This is a genomic window from Bradyrhizobium sp. AUGA SZCCT0431 (assembly GCF_018131065.1).
Taxonomy (GTDB): Bacteria; Pseudomonadota; Alphaproteobacteria; order Rhizobiales; family Xanthobacteraceae; genus Bradyrhizobium.
The window spans coordinates 44381-56573 of record NZ_JAFCLR010000002.1 but is presented as its reverse complement, the minus strand read 5'-3'; the positions used below and the strand labels follow the sequence as shown (position 1 = coordinate 56573).

At 63.5% G+C, this 12193-nt stretch carries 15 protein-coding genes; 9 read left to right on the top strand and 6 right to left on the bottom strand.

Annotated elements, in window-relative coordinates:
- Positions 1–24: 24 nt before the first annotated feature.
- The 3 genes from JQ567_RS01955 to hemB all read right to left on the bottom strand — a co-directional run bounded on the left by JQ567_RS01955 (position 25) and on the right by hemB (position 2889).
- Entirely contained in the window at positions 25–801 is a 777-nt protein-coding gene (locus JQ567_RS01955) for an arginyltransferase (RefSeq protein WP_212437239.1), read from the bottom strand.
- A gap of 159 nt (positions 802–960) precedes the next feature.
- Positions 961–1512, bottom strand: a complete 552-nt coding sequence (locus JQ567_RS01950) for an RDD family protein (protein WP_212437238.1) — start codon at positions 1510–1512, stop codon at positions 961–963.
- A 315-nt stretch (positions 1513–1827) separates the two neighbouring features.
- The gene (gene hemB / locus JQ567_RS01945) at positions 1828–2889 is read right to left on the bottom strand and encodes a porphobilinogen synthase (RefSeq protein ID WP_212437237.1); all 1062 of its coding nucleotides are present in this window, start codon (positions 2887–2889) and stop codon (positions 1828–1830) included.
- A 184-nt stretch (positions 2890–3073) separates the two neighbouring features.
- On the opposite strand from hemB, the gene JQ567_RS01940 reads away from it, so the two are divergent.
- The 4 genes from JQ567_RS01940 to JQ567_RS01925 all read left to right on the top strand — a co-directional run bounded on the left by JQ567_RS01940 (position 3074) and on the right by JQ567_RS01925 (position 5318).
- Positions 3074–3556, top strand: coding sequence for a DUF6163 family protein (locus tag JQ567_RS01940; RefSeq protein ID WP_192733586.1), 483 nt, complete (start codon positions 3074–3076; stop codon positions 3554–3556).
- A 404-nt stretch (positions 3557–3960) separates the two neighbouring features.
- Complete coding sequence (gene ldtR / locus JQ567_RS01935; RefSeq protein WP_192733585.1) at positions 3961–4476, top strand: transcriptional regulator LdtR; 516 nt, start codon at positions 3961–3963, stop codon at positions 4474–4476.
- Positions 4477–4850: 374 nt separating this feature from the next.
- Positions 4851–5078: a hypothetical protein gene (locus JQ567_RS01930; protein WP_212437236.1), complete on the top strand. Its 228-nt coding sequence runs from the start codon at positions 4851–4853 to the stop codon at positions 5076–5078.
- A gap of 18 nt (positions 5079–5096) precedes the next feature.
- Entirely contained in the window at positions 5097–5318 is a 222-nt protein-coding gene (locus JQ567_RS01925; protein WP_212037750.1) for a hypothetical protein, read from the top strand.
- A 6-nt stretch (positions 5319–5324) separates the two neighbouring features.
- On the opposite strand, the gene JQ567_RS01920 is transcribed toward JQ567_RS01925, so the two are convergent.
- The 3 genes from JQ567_RS01920 to JQ567_RS01910 all read right to left on the bottom strand — a co-directional run bounded on the left by JQ567_RS01920 (position 5325) and on the right by JQ567_RS01910 (position 7494).
- A complete protein-coding gene (locus JQ567_RS01920) occupies positions 5325–6113 on the bottom strand; it encodes an HpcH/HpaI aldolase/citrate lyase family protein (protein ID WP_212437235.1) in 789 nt (262 codons plus the stop codon).
- Positions 6114–6212: 99 nt separating this feature from the next.
- On the bottom strand, positions 6213–7139 hold the full coding sequence (locus JQ567_RS01915) for a ketopantoate reductase family protein (RefSeq protein ID WP_212437234.1): 927 nt from the start codon (positions 7137–7139) through the stop codon (positions 6213–6215).
- Between the two features lie 145 nt (positions 7140–7284).
- Complete coding sequence (locus tag JQ567_RS01910; RefSeq protein ID WP_192733579.1) at positions 7285–7494, bottom strand: hypothetical protein; 210 nt, start codon at positions 7492–7494, stop codon at positions 7285–7287.
- A 162-nt stretch (positions 7495–7656) separates the two neighbouring features.
- On the opposite strand from JQ567_RS01910, the gene JQ567_RS01905 reads away from it, so the two are divergent.
- The 5 genes from JQ567_RS01905 to JQ567_RS01885 all read left to right on the top strand — a co-directional run bounded on the left by JQ567_RS01905 (position 7657) and on the right by JQ567_RS01885 (position 12186).
- The gene (locus JQ567_RS01905; protein ID WP_212437233.1) at positions 7657–8283 is read left to right on the top strand and encodes a glutathione S-transferase family protein; all 627 of its coding nucleotides are present in this window, start codon (positions 7657–7659) and stop codon (positions 8281–8283) included.
- Positions 8284–8619: 336 nt separating this feature from the next.
- Positions 8620–9921: a serine hydroxymethyltransferase gene (glyA, locus tag JQ567_RS01900; RefSeq protein WP_212437232.1), complete on the top strand. Its 1302-nt coding sequence runs from the start codon at positions 8620–8622 to the stop codon at positions 9919–9921.
- A 25-nt stretch (positions 9922–9946) separates the two neighbouring features.
- Positions 9947–10429, top strand: coding sequence for a transcriptional regulator NrdR (gene nrdR / locus JQ567_RS01895; protein WP_192733576.1), 483 nt, complete (start codon positions 9947–9949; stop codon positions 10427–10429).
- Entirely contained in the window at positions 10426–11577 is a 1152-nt protein-coding gene (gene ribD / locus JQ567_RS01890) for a bifunctional diaminohydroxyphosphoribosylaminopyrimidine deaminase/5-amino-6-(5-phosphoribosylamino)uracil reductase RibD (RefSeq protein WP_212437231.1), read from the top strand. Before nrdR ends, ribD begins: the two co-directional genes overlap by 4 nt.
- Positions 11578–12186: a riboflavin synthase gene (locus JQ567_RS01885; protein WP_212437230.1), complete on the top strand. Its 609-nt coding sequence runs from the start codon at positions 11578–11580 to the stop codon at positions 12184–12186.
- Positions 12187–12193: the final 7 nt, after the last annotated feature.

Sequence of the window (12193 nt, the reverse complement as noted above, 5' to 3'; positions counted from 1 at the left end):
TCATCCGGGCTACAGGCAGAAGCCCTAATCCTGCGGCTCGGTCAGTACTTCGCCTGACGCGTCGACGCGCAGCCAGCCTGAGGGCGCCAGCCGCTGCTGCGGCAGGAAGCGGCCCTTGTAGTCCATCTTCTTGGAGCCCTCGATCCAGTAACCGAGATAGACGTAAGGCAGCCCCAGCCGTCTGGCGCGGGTGATGTGGTCGAGGATCATGAAGGTGCCGAGCGAGCGGCTTTGCTCCGACGGCTCGAAGAACGAATACACCATCGACAGCCCGTCGCTGAGCACGTCGGTCAGCGCCACCGCGATCAACTCATCGCCGCGGCCGGTGATGCCGGAATCGACGCTGCGCTTGCGGTATTCGATGATGCGGGTTTCGACATGGCTGTCTTCCACCATCATGGCGTAGTCGAGCACGGTCATGTCGGCCATGCCGCCATGGCGGTGGCGGCGGTCGAGATAGGCGCGGAACACCGAATATTGTTCCGAGGTCGGGACCGCGCTGCGCTGCTCGCCGATGATGTCGGCATTGCGCGCGAGAATTTTGCGGAAATTGCGCGAGGGCCGGAACTCGTTGGCGACGACGCGCACGGAAACGCAGGCGCGGCATTGGTCGCAGGCCGGCCGGTAGGCGATCGACTGGCTGCGCCGGAAGCCGCCATGGGTCAGCAGGTCGTTGAGGTCGCCGGCCTTGTCGCCGACCAGATGCGTGAACACCTTGCGCTCGTGCCGTCCCGGCAGATAGGGGCAGGGCGAGGGCGCCGTCAGGTAAAACTGCGGGGTATCACGCGAATGCTGGGTCACGTCGGGTCGTCAGGCCTCCGAAACTCGAACGATAACGCTTTCCGGTGAACAATTGGTACCGGTGAGGGAAGTTCGGCCCCGATCCTGATCCGGGCCGAACAAACCTCAGCATCGCGCCGCGCGGGCTGACGGTCAATCAATTTGCAGTGTGACATCCCTTCAATACGCGCGCGCGGGAGGTACAACCTGTGTGCGAACCGAGCTGTTGATGACAACGGTTCCCAGCACGATGTCATGCAGCAGCCGGCGGCGGCCGTTGAACAGGCCGATCAGGAGCACCAGCGGCGTCAGGAACGAGATCGACACCCAGAACAGTACGGCATGGGTGGCGCCGAGCACGAAATAGCCCGGCGCGCCGTACCAGGTGCGCAGTTCCAGATCCATCACGCGCATGCCCATGGTCGCCGAATGCGGGCCGCCGAGGGAAGAGCCGTAATAGACGATGGCCCAGACGATCGTGGCCGGCCAAGCCAGCCAGAACAGCGCCCAGCCGAGCCCAAGCGTGATCAGACCGAACACCGCGATGAAGATGTAGCCCAGGATCACCGGGACCGACAGCACGACGAGGTCAATCAGAAATGCGAACACCCGCCGCGTCAGCAGGCCGCGAAACAGTTCCGGCTGCAAATCGGGATCGAACGCATGCGGCTGCACGCCGCCATCGTTGCGCCAGCCGCCGCCACCGGTATTACCCGAACCGCTATACGACATGATCAGTCCTCCAGACCGTGCATATTCCCGCAAGCCTACACATCAAGCCAAGACATTCAGCCAAGACATTCAGCCGAGGCATTCAGCCGAGACATGGGAACCGCCCCCGCGCGCGCAAGCCCTGCGACGGTTACGAAACGGCAATATTCAGGCGATTCGGGGGCTGGGTTATTTGTCGTCCCGGCGAAGGCCGAGACCCACGCCGCGGCCCAGATTGTTGGAAAAGGAAGATAACAACCAGCGTGCAAACCAATTATCGCCGGTGGTTATGGGTCCCGGCGTTCGCCGGGACGACCGATGGAGAGAGGCAGCCCCTCAGCTCTCCGCCTTGATCTTCTCCGCCGCCTTCGGCGCAAAGTAGGTCAAAATACCGTCGGCGCCGGCGCGCTTGAAGGCGAGCAGGCTTTCCATCATCGCGCGTTCGCCGTCGATCCAGCCATTGCCGGCGGCTGCCGCGATCATCGCGTACTCGCCCGACACCTGGTAAACAAAGGTCGGCATCGCAAAGGTGTCCTTTACCCGCCGCACGATGTCGAGATAGGGCATGCCGGGCTTCACCATCACCATGTCGGCGCCTTCGGCGATGTCGAGTTCGACCTCGCGCAGCGCCTCATTGGAATTGGCGCTGTCCATCTGATAGGTGCGCTTGTCGCCGGTCAGCGTTTTTGCCGAACCGATGGCGTCGCGGAACGGGCCGTAGAAGGCGGAGGCATACTTCGCCGCGTACGACATGATCTGCACGTCGGTAAAGCCTTCATCGTCCAGCGCCTCGCGGATGGCGCCGACGCGGCCGTCCATCATGTCGGAAGGCGCGATCACGTCGCAGCCGGCTTCGGCCTGCACCAGCGCCTGCCGGACCAGCACGGCGACGGTTTCGTCGTTGAGAATTTTGCCGTCCTCGATCAACCCGTCATGGCCGTGGCTGGTGAAGGGATCCAGCGCGACGTCGCAGAGCACGCCGAGGCCCGGGAATTCCTTCTTGATCGCGCGCACCGACTGGCAGACGAGGTTGTCCGGGTTCAGCGCCTCGGACCCCTGTTCGTCGCGCAGCGAAGGGTCGGTATAGGGGAACAGCGCGATGCAGGGGATGTTCAGCTTCGCTGCGCGCTCGGCATCACGGACCGCCTGGTCGACGGTGATGCGGTCGATGCCGGGCATCGAGGCGACAGCGGTGCGCGTATTGTGGCCGCCGACGATGAACAACGGCCAGATCAGATCGTCGGTCGTCAGCACGTTTTCCCGCACCATCCGCCGCGCCCATTCGGCCTTGCGGTTGCGCCGGGGGCGGATCGCGAGGTCGAGCGGGGCCGAGGTGAGGGCGGTCCGGTGCCGCGGCGCGTCGCGCATTTCGATCGGACGCCCGAATTTGATCGCCATATGATGGTACTCCCCGGCGGAAGGCTGATTTGGCCCGATTTGGACCTGGTCTAATTCTAGCATTCCGGAACGGCCGCGTCACCGCAGCTTGCTTGATTTGCGCCAGCGGCAATTGATTTTGCCGACCCGGCGGGCCAAGACTCCGCCTATAAGGACCCGTTTTCGCCTGTGAGCACCGATTCTCATGTCTGACACCTCCGCGCGCGACCCGTCGCGGGATAACAGGGACAATGCCCGGGACAATGCGATGTCGGTGGCGGCGATCTCGTCCGAGCGGATCGAGCCTGATGACAACGCGTGGACCCGGCGGCTGGTGCTGTTCCTGCGCATCATGGCGGTCATCTCGATCGCCAAGGGCCTTTACCATTGGGCGCAGGTGACCGGTTTCATCGGCGGCGAGGAAGAGGCGTTCGAAAACCAGTCGATGGCCTGGCAGACCGCAACGATCTATTTCGCCGTGATTGAACTCGTCGCCGCCGTGGGTCTGTGGCTTGCAACGCCCTGGGGCGCAGTGGTGTGGCTCACGACAGTGGTGTCGATGGCGGTGATCGAGCTGATGTTTCCGGGCATCTACGGCGGCAGCCTGACGGTGGTCGGTGTCGAAGCCGTGATGCTGGCGGCCTACCTCGCACTCGCCTGGATGGCCGCGCGCGAACGGCCGCCATAGCAAGCCGCGCGCTTGTCTTAACGACCGCATCCAGATTTGATGCAGCGCGTGCCAGAACGCGCCATGTATTTCCGTAAGATTTTCGGAGATTTTCGCGGTAACTTTTCAGTCACCGTAAAGGGTTCCCTCACACCCCTTACCCAGGCGTTTCGAATTCGAACGAACCTGTTTTGGAATGCGACAGGGCCTGCAGACGAAGCGTGAACAGGGGCCTGCCACCGTCAATGAAATCTTGCGAAAAGCCCTTTATCCATGGGCTTAATCCGCGATTCACTGTCTTAAATTCATGATCTCTTTATTGTCTTATTTAAGCGGATCTTCAAACGGCCCCCTTAAGTTGAAGCTATCAGGCGGGACAAAAGTTTCGTCGAATAAGTCGATAAAAACGACAACAGGGGAATGTCATGATGAAAGCCGTTGCAACGGCGGTGGAAACCGCTGAACGCTCTGCCGGTCAAGCTCCGGTGCAGCCGCTCTATCTTGAAGCATTGACTTTGGTGGAGCGGCTGCATCGCCGGCTGCTTGACGTGATCAAGGATGAATTCGATCGCCGCGGCCGCGCCGATATCAACTCGGTGCAGGCGCTGCTGCTCTACAACATCGGCGACAAGGAACTGACCGCAGGCGAGCTGCGCACGCGCGGCTACTACCTCGGCTCCAACGTCTCCTACAATCTGAAGAAGCTCGTCGAGCTCGGCTTCCTCGATCATCAGCGTTCGCGCGTTGATCGCCGCTCGGTCCGCATCCGTCTGACCTCGCAGGGCCAGGAAATCCGCAAGATCGTCGACGCGCTCTACCAGAAGCACGTCAAGACCGTGGAGCAGGTCGGCGGCATCTCGAACGAGGAGTTCGCGACGCTGAACAAGTCGCTGCACCGGCTCGAGCGGTTCTGGACCGACCAGATCCTGTATCGGCTTTGAGATTTTCGAATCCGCGGCCAAGCCGGCCACTCAAAAGACCGGCAGCCAACAGCGGATCATGAACTGGCAAGGCAGTAAGCCCTGCCCAAGGCGCATCGGCTCCGGTTTACCGGGTCCGGTGCGTTTTGTTTTTGGGCCTGAGTATTGAGTGCAGCGGCTTCATCCTTCGACGCGCGCAAGAGCCGCCTCGGGCATAGCCGCTTCGAGTGATAGCGGTCACAGTTTCACCTGATAAAGCGCATCAAAACAACAAGCTGCACCTCGATTCTAAGGTCACGCGGGCATTGGCGCGCGCCCAGCAAACAGCCGGTTTCCCGGAGTGGAACTTTTGCCGGGCTCGCGCATTATCGCTCCTGACACGGGGACCGAAGAACATGCTCGTCGAGCGCGGATTGCGGGTGATGAATGTCGAGGTGGTGGGCGACGCTTACGCCATTGCTTCGAACTATCTCCGCAGGACCGGCCCCATCCCGGATACCTTCGCCACCGACGACCGGCTGCTCGAAATCATCGTGCAGATGTTTCAGCGCGGCGAATTGAACAAGATCCGCCTCGCCAACAAGGCGATCGCCAGATTCGAAGCCGAAACCTACATCGCCTGACCCCTACCGGAGAACTTCATGGAAGCCGCCATCGACCGCATCATGCACACCTACGACCTGCTGGTGAACCGCAGCTCTGCCGCGAACGATGAAGCGCGCGAGAAGGTGACGGACTATGTGAAGACGCTGTTCGAGGCCGGCGAAAAGGACACCCACCGCCTGACCGTGTGCGGCCTGACCTATCTGCGCCAGCTCGACGGCTCCACCGACCCGGTGAAGGCAGGCTATACGGGGATGTGAGTTCGCTCAGCCCGCTTCGAGCGTCCGCAACGAGGCCGACTTGAGACTGGCGCCGGCCAGCATGTAAGCGTGATCCGATCCCGTCAGGATGAACTGCGCGCCGAGGTCGGCGTAATGCTTCATGGCGTCCGGTTCGTAGACGCCGCCCATGCCGAGGAATTTGCCTGCCTTGCGGCACGCCGCGCCAACGCTGCGGTAGGCTTCCTCGACGCGCGGATGCAGGATTTGACCGGAAATACCCATCTCCGCGGTCAGGTCGGAGGTTCCGATCAGCAATCCGTCGATCCCATCGACCCCGGCAATCCCGGCGGCATTGGCCACGCCTTCAGGGCTCTCGACCATCGCGACGACAAGAGTTTCCTGGTTGATGGCGGCCTGGGCCTCGGCGGCGCCGGGCGGCTTGTAACCGAACAGGGCGGATGGTCCGCCCCAGCTCCGCGACCCCAAAGGCGGATAGCGAAAGGCTGAGGCGATGCGCCGGGCCTGATCGAGCGTATCGACATGCGGTACGATGACGCCGGCGGCGCCGTTGTCGAGCGCCCGCGTGCCTTCATCAATCGCGCCTGCGCAAATTCGGACGATCGGGGTGATGCCGGTCGGCAATGCGGCGATACAGATCTGCGCGACGTCATCCTGCGAAAATGCACCGTGCTCGAGGTCGATGAAGAGCCAGTCGTGCCCGGTCGCCGCGGCGATCATGCCCGCGGCCGCGGTGCGCAAATGGTGCACGCCGAAGCCGAGGGCGAGCCGGCCCGCCCGCAATTTCCTGATCGTGGCGTTCTCGACAAGCGGCATATGCTTCTCCGTGATGTCGCGCAGCGGCGCGTCGCAAAGTGGTGGCTACACTGCCGACCTGTCCGGCGATGTAAAGGACATGGCGCCTCGCGCGCTCCGTCAACCCGCTGGCTTCCCCATGACATACGGCTTCAGCATCGCGTACATCAGGCTGTGCGTCGGCGTCGGCACGCCGAGCTTCTTGCCGAGTTCGACCACCTTGCCGCCGAGCCAGGGCAGCTCCAGCCGGTTGCCACGATCGAGGTCGAGCGCCATCGACGGCTTTTGATGTGCGGGCAGGCTGTCGGAATATCCTGATATTGTCTCCACCGCGTTGTCCGGCAGCGCCACGCCGCGGGCGCGGCCGACATCCATCACTTCGCGGTAGGCCGACAGCAGCAGGGGGCGAATATCAGAATCGTCGCGCAACGCACCGATCGGCTGGCGCGCCAGCGCCACCGCGCTGGCGTTGGCGGCGAGCAGGATGAACTTCATCCATAGTTCGGTGAGGATCGCGTCGCTCAGCTTGGCATCGAAGCCGGCCTTCTGGCACAGCGCGAGAAATGCTTCGCCGCGCCGGCTGCTCCTGCCGTCGAGTTCGCCGAACACCATGCGCATGAAGGTGCCGACCTGCTGGATCACGCCGGGCGCAACGATGTTCGCGCTGATTTGCGCCACGCCGCCCATCACGGCGTTTTCGCCCAGGATCGGGATCAGCCTTTCTGCGGCATCGACGCCGTTCTGCAGCGGGATGACAGCCGTATCGGGGCCGATCAGCGGCTTGATGCTGATCCCGGCGCTTTCGACGTCCCACAGCTTGACGCAGAACAGCACGAAATCGACCTTGCCGATCTCGGCGGGATTGTCGGTCGCCTGTGTCGGCACCAGATGGATGTCGCCGCGCGGGCTTTGAACCTTCAATCCGTCGCGCTTCATGGCCGCCAGATGCGCGCCGCGCGCGATGAAGGTGACATCCGCCCCGGCCTTCGCCAGCGCCGCCCCATAACCGGCGCCTACGCCGCCGGTGCCGACAATCGCAATTCGCATCGTTCTCTCCTCGCTCGCCGAAAGCCTAGCATCGCAGGCGGACGGTGGGCGAGGATAAAACTTTGGGCATGCATCAACAAACAGCAGGAAGAACCGGACTCACGAAATCCGGCTATTCCTCAAAGCTTTTGGCGACGGCGAATGCTTATTTGGGGCAGTAAGCGATGGCTGTGCCGCCAAGCCAGCCACCGATGCAGCCCGCGCCGACAAAGATGCCGCCGACACCTTTGATTCCGATCGCGAGAATGCCGTCTTCATAGGTGATCGGGCCGATCGTGAGGCCGCCTGCGGCGGCATCGAGTTGATCGAGCGACAACTCGCCGTTGATTTCGTGCGCAGTATTGCCTTCGCTCATAGCCGTTCTCCACTGTTTGCGATTGGCTCGAACAGGCCAATCGGGATGGAGCGTAGTTGCGGTGAGGCGAGAGCTCAGTGATTGCGATCACGCAATCATGACGATGCTCGAAACCTCTGCTAACGTGCGCCTCCAAACAAGAAACCCCTTGAGGAAACTGCCATGCTCACGGTTCATCATCTCAACGACTCCCGCTCGCAGCGGATCCTGTGGCTGCTCGAAGAGCTCGGCACGCCCTATGAGATGAAGCGCTATCAGCGCGATGCCACGACGCGGCTGGCGCCGCCGGAACTGACGGCGATCCATCCGCTCGGCAAGTCGCCCGTCATCACCGATGGCGGCACCACGATCGCGGAGTCCGGTGCGATCGTCGACTACATCATCCGCAAATACGGAAAGGGCGCGATGATGCCGGCGCCCGGCAGCGCCGACTATGAGGCGTACAATGAGTGGCTGCATTATTCGGAAGGGTCCGCGATGCTGCCGCTGATGCTGAACCTCTATGTCAGCAGGCTGAAAGAGGCGGGCGCGCCGCTGCATCCGCGCATCGACAGCGAGTTGGCCAACCATCTCGGCTATGTCGATCGCGCGCTGAAGGATCGCGAGTTCTTCGTCGGCCCGTCATTGTCGGGTGCCGATATCCAGATGAGCTTTGTCGGCGAAATGGCAAAGGTGTTCGAAAAGCTCGCCCCGTATCCGAACCTGGCGGCCTGGCTTACGCGGATGCACGCCCGCCCGGCGTTCCAGCGCTCGATCGAGAAGGGCGGGGCGTACCGGTTCGCGAAATAGGCTTTGTCGCCCCCGGCCTTGAGCTCAGATGCGCAATTGCGCATCGGGGGGCCCATACCCGCGGCGCTCGTGAGAGGCTCTCTGGCAGACGCCTTCCTTCGCCAATTGGCTTCGGTGGCTATGGGCCCCGGCTCAAGGCCGGGGCGACAGCGGGGGGAGTGGCGAGGGACTGGCATCCCCGCCATCCCCACCATATCTTGCATTAATATCAAACGGATACCGCAAGTGCTTGGCCGGCGCGGGCCGATGTGGTATCTCGCAAGCGCTTCTTTCGACCGCCACACGTAACCGACCGTTTTGCCCCTAAGGGCTTGCGGCGGTGGAGATATTCGGCCCATGACCTCCAGCAGCAAGACCGCCTCCGCGCCCGACTCGTTCTTCACGGCAACCCTCGCGGAGGCCGATCCGGAAATCGCCGCCGCCATCAAGGGTGAACTCGGCCGGCAGCGCCACGAGATCGAGCTGATCGCCTCGGAAAACATCGTCAGCCGCGCGGTGCTGGAAGCGCAGGGCTCGGTGATGACCAACAAATACGCCGAAGGTTATCCGGGCGCGCGCTATTATGGCGGTTGCGAATGGGTCGACGTCGCCGAGACATTGGCGATCGAGCGCGCCAAGAAACTGTTCGGCGCTGCCTTTGCGAACGTCCAGCCCAACTCCGGCAGCCAGATGAACCAGGCGGTGTTCCTGGCGCTGCTGCAGCCCGGCGACACCTTCATGGGCCTTGATCTTGCCGCCGGCGGCCATCTCACCCACGGCGCGCCCGTCAATATGTCCGGCAAATGGTTCAAGGTGCAGCACTACACCGTGCGCCGCGACGACCAGATCATCGACATGGACGAGGTGGCGCGCCGCGCCGAGGAAGTGAAGCCGAAGCTGATCATCGCCGGCGGCTCGGCCTATTCGCGCGCCTGGGACTTCAAGCGTTTCCGCGAAATCGCCGACAGCGTCGGCGCCTATCTGATGGTGGACATGGCGCATTTCGCCGGCCTCGTCGCCGGTGGCGTCCATGCCTCGCCGGTGCCGCATGCCCATGTCACCACCACGACCACGCACAAATCGCTGCGCGGCCCGCGCGGCGGGTTGATGCTGTGGAACGACGAGACGCTGACCAAGAAATTGAACTCGGCGATCTTCCCGGGCCTGCAGGGCGGTCCCTTGATGCACATCATCGCCGCGAAGGCGGTGGCATTTTCCGAAGCGCTGCGTCCGGACTTCAAGATCTACGCGAAGAACGTCGTCGAGAACGCCAAGGCGCTGGCGGAGGCGCTGCGCGCGCAGGGCCTCGACATCGTCTCAGGGGGTACCGACAACCATCTGATGCTGGTCGATCTTCGCCCCAAGGGCCTGAAAGGCAACGTCTCGGAAAAGGCGCTGGTTCGCGCCGCGATCACCTGCAACAAGAACGGCATTCCGTTCGATCCCGAAACGCCGTTCGTCACCTCCGGCCTGCGTCTGGGCACGCCGGCGGCGACCACGCGCGGTTTTGGCGTCGCCGAATTCCAGCAGGTGGCCTCCATGATCGCCGAAGTGCTCAACGCGCTGGCGCAATCGCCCGACGGCAAGGCGCCGCTGGTGGAAGCCGCGATCAAGGAACGCGTCAAGGCACTCACCGACCGCTTCCCGATCTATCAGTAAAGGCCACTAGCAAGGGATTCTTGGGATGCGCTGCCCCAGCTGCAACAGTCTCGATACGCAGGTGAAGGATTCGCGCCCCACCGAGGATTCCGCCGTGATCCGGCGGCGGCGGGTCTGTATCGCCTGCAATTTCCGCTTCACCACCTTCGAGCGGGTGCAGCTCCGCGAACTGACCGTGATCAAGCGCAACGGCCGGCGTGTGCCGTTCGACCGCGACAAGCTGGTGCGCTCGCTGCAGATCTCCTTGCGCAAGCGCCCGGTCGATCCGGAGCGCGTCGAGAAGATGGTCTCCGCCATCGTGCGCGAGCTCGAAAGCGGCGGCGAGGCGGAGGTTTCCTCGGAAGCGATCGGCGAGATCGTGATGGAGCATCTGCGCCAGCTCGATGACGTCGCCTATGTGCGTTTTGCCTCGGTCTATCGCAACTTTCGCGAGGCCAAGGACTTTGAAGCCGTGCTCGGCGAGCTCTCCGGCGAGGAAGACGCACGGGTCACCGCGTTGCGCAAATGATCTTCCGCATTCTGGAAGACCAGTACGCGCAGAAATCCAGAGAGTCCAAAGCCGCAGACGCGCGCTTCATGCAGCTCGCGCTTGCGCTCGGCCGGCGCGGGCAGGGGCGCACCTGGCCGAACCCCGCCGTCGGTGCCGTCATCGTCAAGGACGGCGTCATTGTCGGGCGTGGCTGGACCCAGCCCGGTGGCCGGCCGCATGCCGAGCCGGACGCGCTCAAGCGCGCCGGTGAAGCCGCGCGCGGCGCCACGCTCTATGTGACGCTGGAGCCGTGCTCGCATTTCGGCAAATCGCCGCCTTGCGTCGACGCCGTGATCGCGTCGGGCATTGCCCGCGTGGTGTCGGCGATCGAGGATCCCAATCCGGAAGTCGCCGGGCAGGGCCACGCCAGATTGCGCGCCGCCGGGATTATCGTCGATGTCGGCCTGAATGCCGCGGAAGCAGCATACGACCATGCCGGGCATTTCCGCCGCATCCGCGACAAACGCCCGCATGTGATCCTCAAGCTGGCGGTCTCCGCCGACGACAAGATCGGCGCCGCCGGCCACAAGCCGGTCGCCATCACGGGCGAGGCCGCAAGGACGCGCGTGCATCTGCTGCGCGCGCAATGCGACGCCATTCTGGTCGGAATCGGCACCGTGCTGGCCGATGATCCGGTGCTGACCTGCCGGCTGCCGGGAATGGAGCATTTATCGCCGGTACGGGTGGTGCTGGACCGGAGCTTGCGGATTCCCGGCACCGGCCGTCTGGTGCAGACCGCGCGCGAGACGCCGCTCTGGGTCATGACGTCGGATCTCGCCGAAGCGCCGGCCGCCATGAAGCTCGGCGCTGCCGGAGCGCAGGTGATCCGCGTTGCCGCCGCCAGCACGCCGCCGGGGCTGGATCTGCGGGCGGTGCTGCGGGCGCTGTCCGACAAGGGCATTTCGCGGCTGATGGTCGAGGGTGGGGCGCGCGTCGCGTCGTCTTTTGTATCGGCGGGGCTGGTCGACGAGGTCTGGCTGCTGCGCGGACCCGAGGCGGTAGGCGCGGGCGGCGTTCCCGCGCTGGACGCATTGCCGCTGTCGGCTCTCACCGGGTCGCCCGCGCTGAAAGTCCGTGCTAGCGAAAGCCTCGGCCAAGATACTCTCACGATCTACGAGCGCGCTTAAATGTTCACCGGAATAGTCACCGATATCGGCGAAATCGTCAGCCTGACGCCGACGGCGCAGGGGCAGTTGCATCGCTTGCGCATCGCCTGCCGCTACGATCGCGCCACCATCGCCGATGGCGCCTCGATCGCCTGCAACGGCGTCTGCCTCACCGTGGTCGCCTCCGGCGTCGAGGGCGGCAAGACCTGGTTTGACGTCGATGCCGCGGCCGAGACGCTCGGCATGACCACGGCCAAGCATTGGCTCAAAGGCACAAAACTCAATCTCGAGCGCGCGCTGAAGATCGGCGACGAACTCGGCGGTCACATCGTGGCCGGCCATGCCGACGGCATCGCCAGCATCGTCAAGCGCGACGATCTGCCCGATATGATCAGGTTCGAACTGCGCACGACGCGGGAACTGGCGCGCTTCATCGCCGTCAAGGGCTCGATCACGCTGGATGGCGTGTCGCTGACGGTGAATACGGTCGAAGACGTGGTGTTTTCGGTGCTGATCATTCCCCATACGCTCGGCGTCACGACACTGGGCGGCTGGAATGCGGGCAGCGAGGTCAATATCGAGGTCGATCTGATGGCCCGCTATGCGGCGCGGCTGTCGGAAATGAAATAGCAACAGC

Coding starts and splice junctions, on each gene's coding strand:
- JQ567_RS01950 (WP_212437238.1), bottom strand. CDS start 1,512: ATGTCGTATAGCGGTTCGGGTAATACCGGTGGCGGCGGCTGGCGCAAC.
- hemB (WP_212437237.1), bottom strand. CDS start 2,889: ATGGCGATCAAATTCGGGCGTCCGATCGAAATGCGCGACGCGCCGCGG.
- JQ567_RS01940 (WP_192733586.1), top strand. CDS start 3,074: ATGTCTGACACCTCCGCGCGCGACCCGTCGCGGGATAACAGGGACAAT.
- ldtR (WP_192733585.1), top strand. CDS start 3,961: ATGATGAAAGCCGTTGCAACGGCGGTGGAAACCGCTGAACGCTCTGCC.
- JQ567_RS01930 (WP_212437236.1), top strand. CDS start 4,851: ATGCTCGTCGAGCGCGGATTGCGGGTGATGAATGTCGAGGTGGTGGGC.
- JQ567_RS01925 (WP_212037750.1), top strand. CDS start 5,097: ATGGAAGCCGCCATCGACCGCATCATGCACACCTACGACCTGCTGGTG.
- JQ567_RS01920 (WP_212437235.1), bottom strand. CDS start 6,113: ATGCCGCTTGTCGAGAACGCCACGATCAGGAAATTGCGGGCGGGCCGG.
- JQ567_RS01915 (WP_212437234.1), bottom strand. CDS start 7,139: ATGCGAATTGCGATTGTCGGCACCGGCGGCGTAGGCGCCGGTTATGGG.
- JQ567_RS01910 (WP_192733579.1), bottom strand. CDS start 7,494: ATGAGCGAAGGCAATACTGCGCACGAAATCAACGGCGAGTTGTCGCTC.
- JQ567_RS01905 (WP_212437233.1), top strand. CDS start 7,657: ATGCTCACGGTTCATCATCTCAACGACTCCCGCTCGCAGCGGATCCTG.
- glyA (WP_212437232.1), top strand. CDS start 8,620: ATGACCTCCAGCAGCAAGACCGCCTCCGCGCCCGACTCGTTCTTCACG.
- nrdR (WP_192733576.1), top strand. CDS start 9,947: ATGCGCTGCCCCAGCTGCAACAGTCTCGATACGCAGGTGAAGGATTCG.
- ribD (WP_212437231.1), top strand. CDS start 10,426: ATGATCTTCCGCATTCTGGAAGACCAGTACGCGCAGAAATCCAGAGAG.
- JQ567_RS01885 (WP_212437230.1), top strand. CDS start 11,578: ATGTTCACCGGAATAGTCACCGATATCGGCGAAATCGTCAGCCTGACG.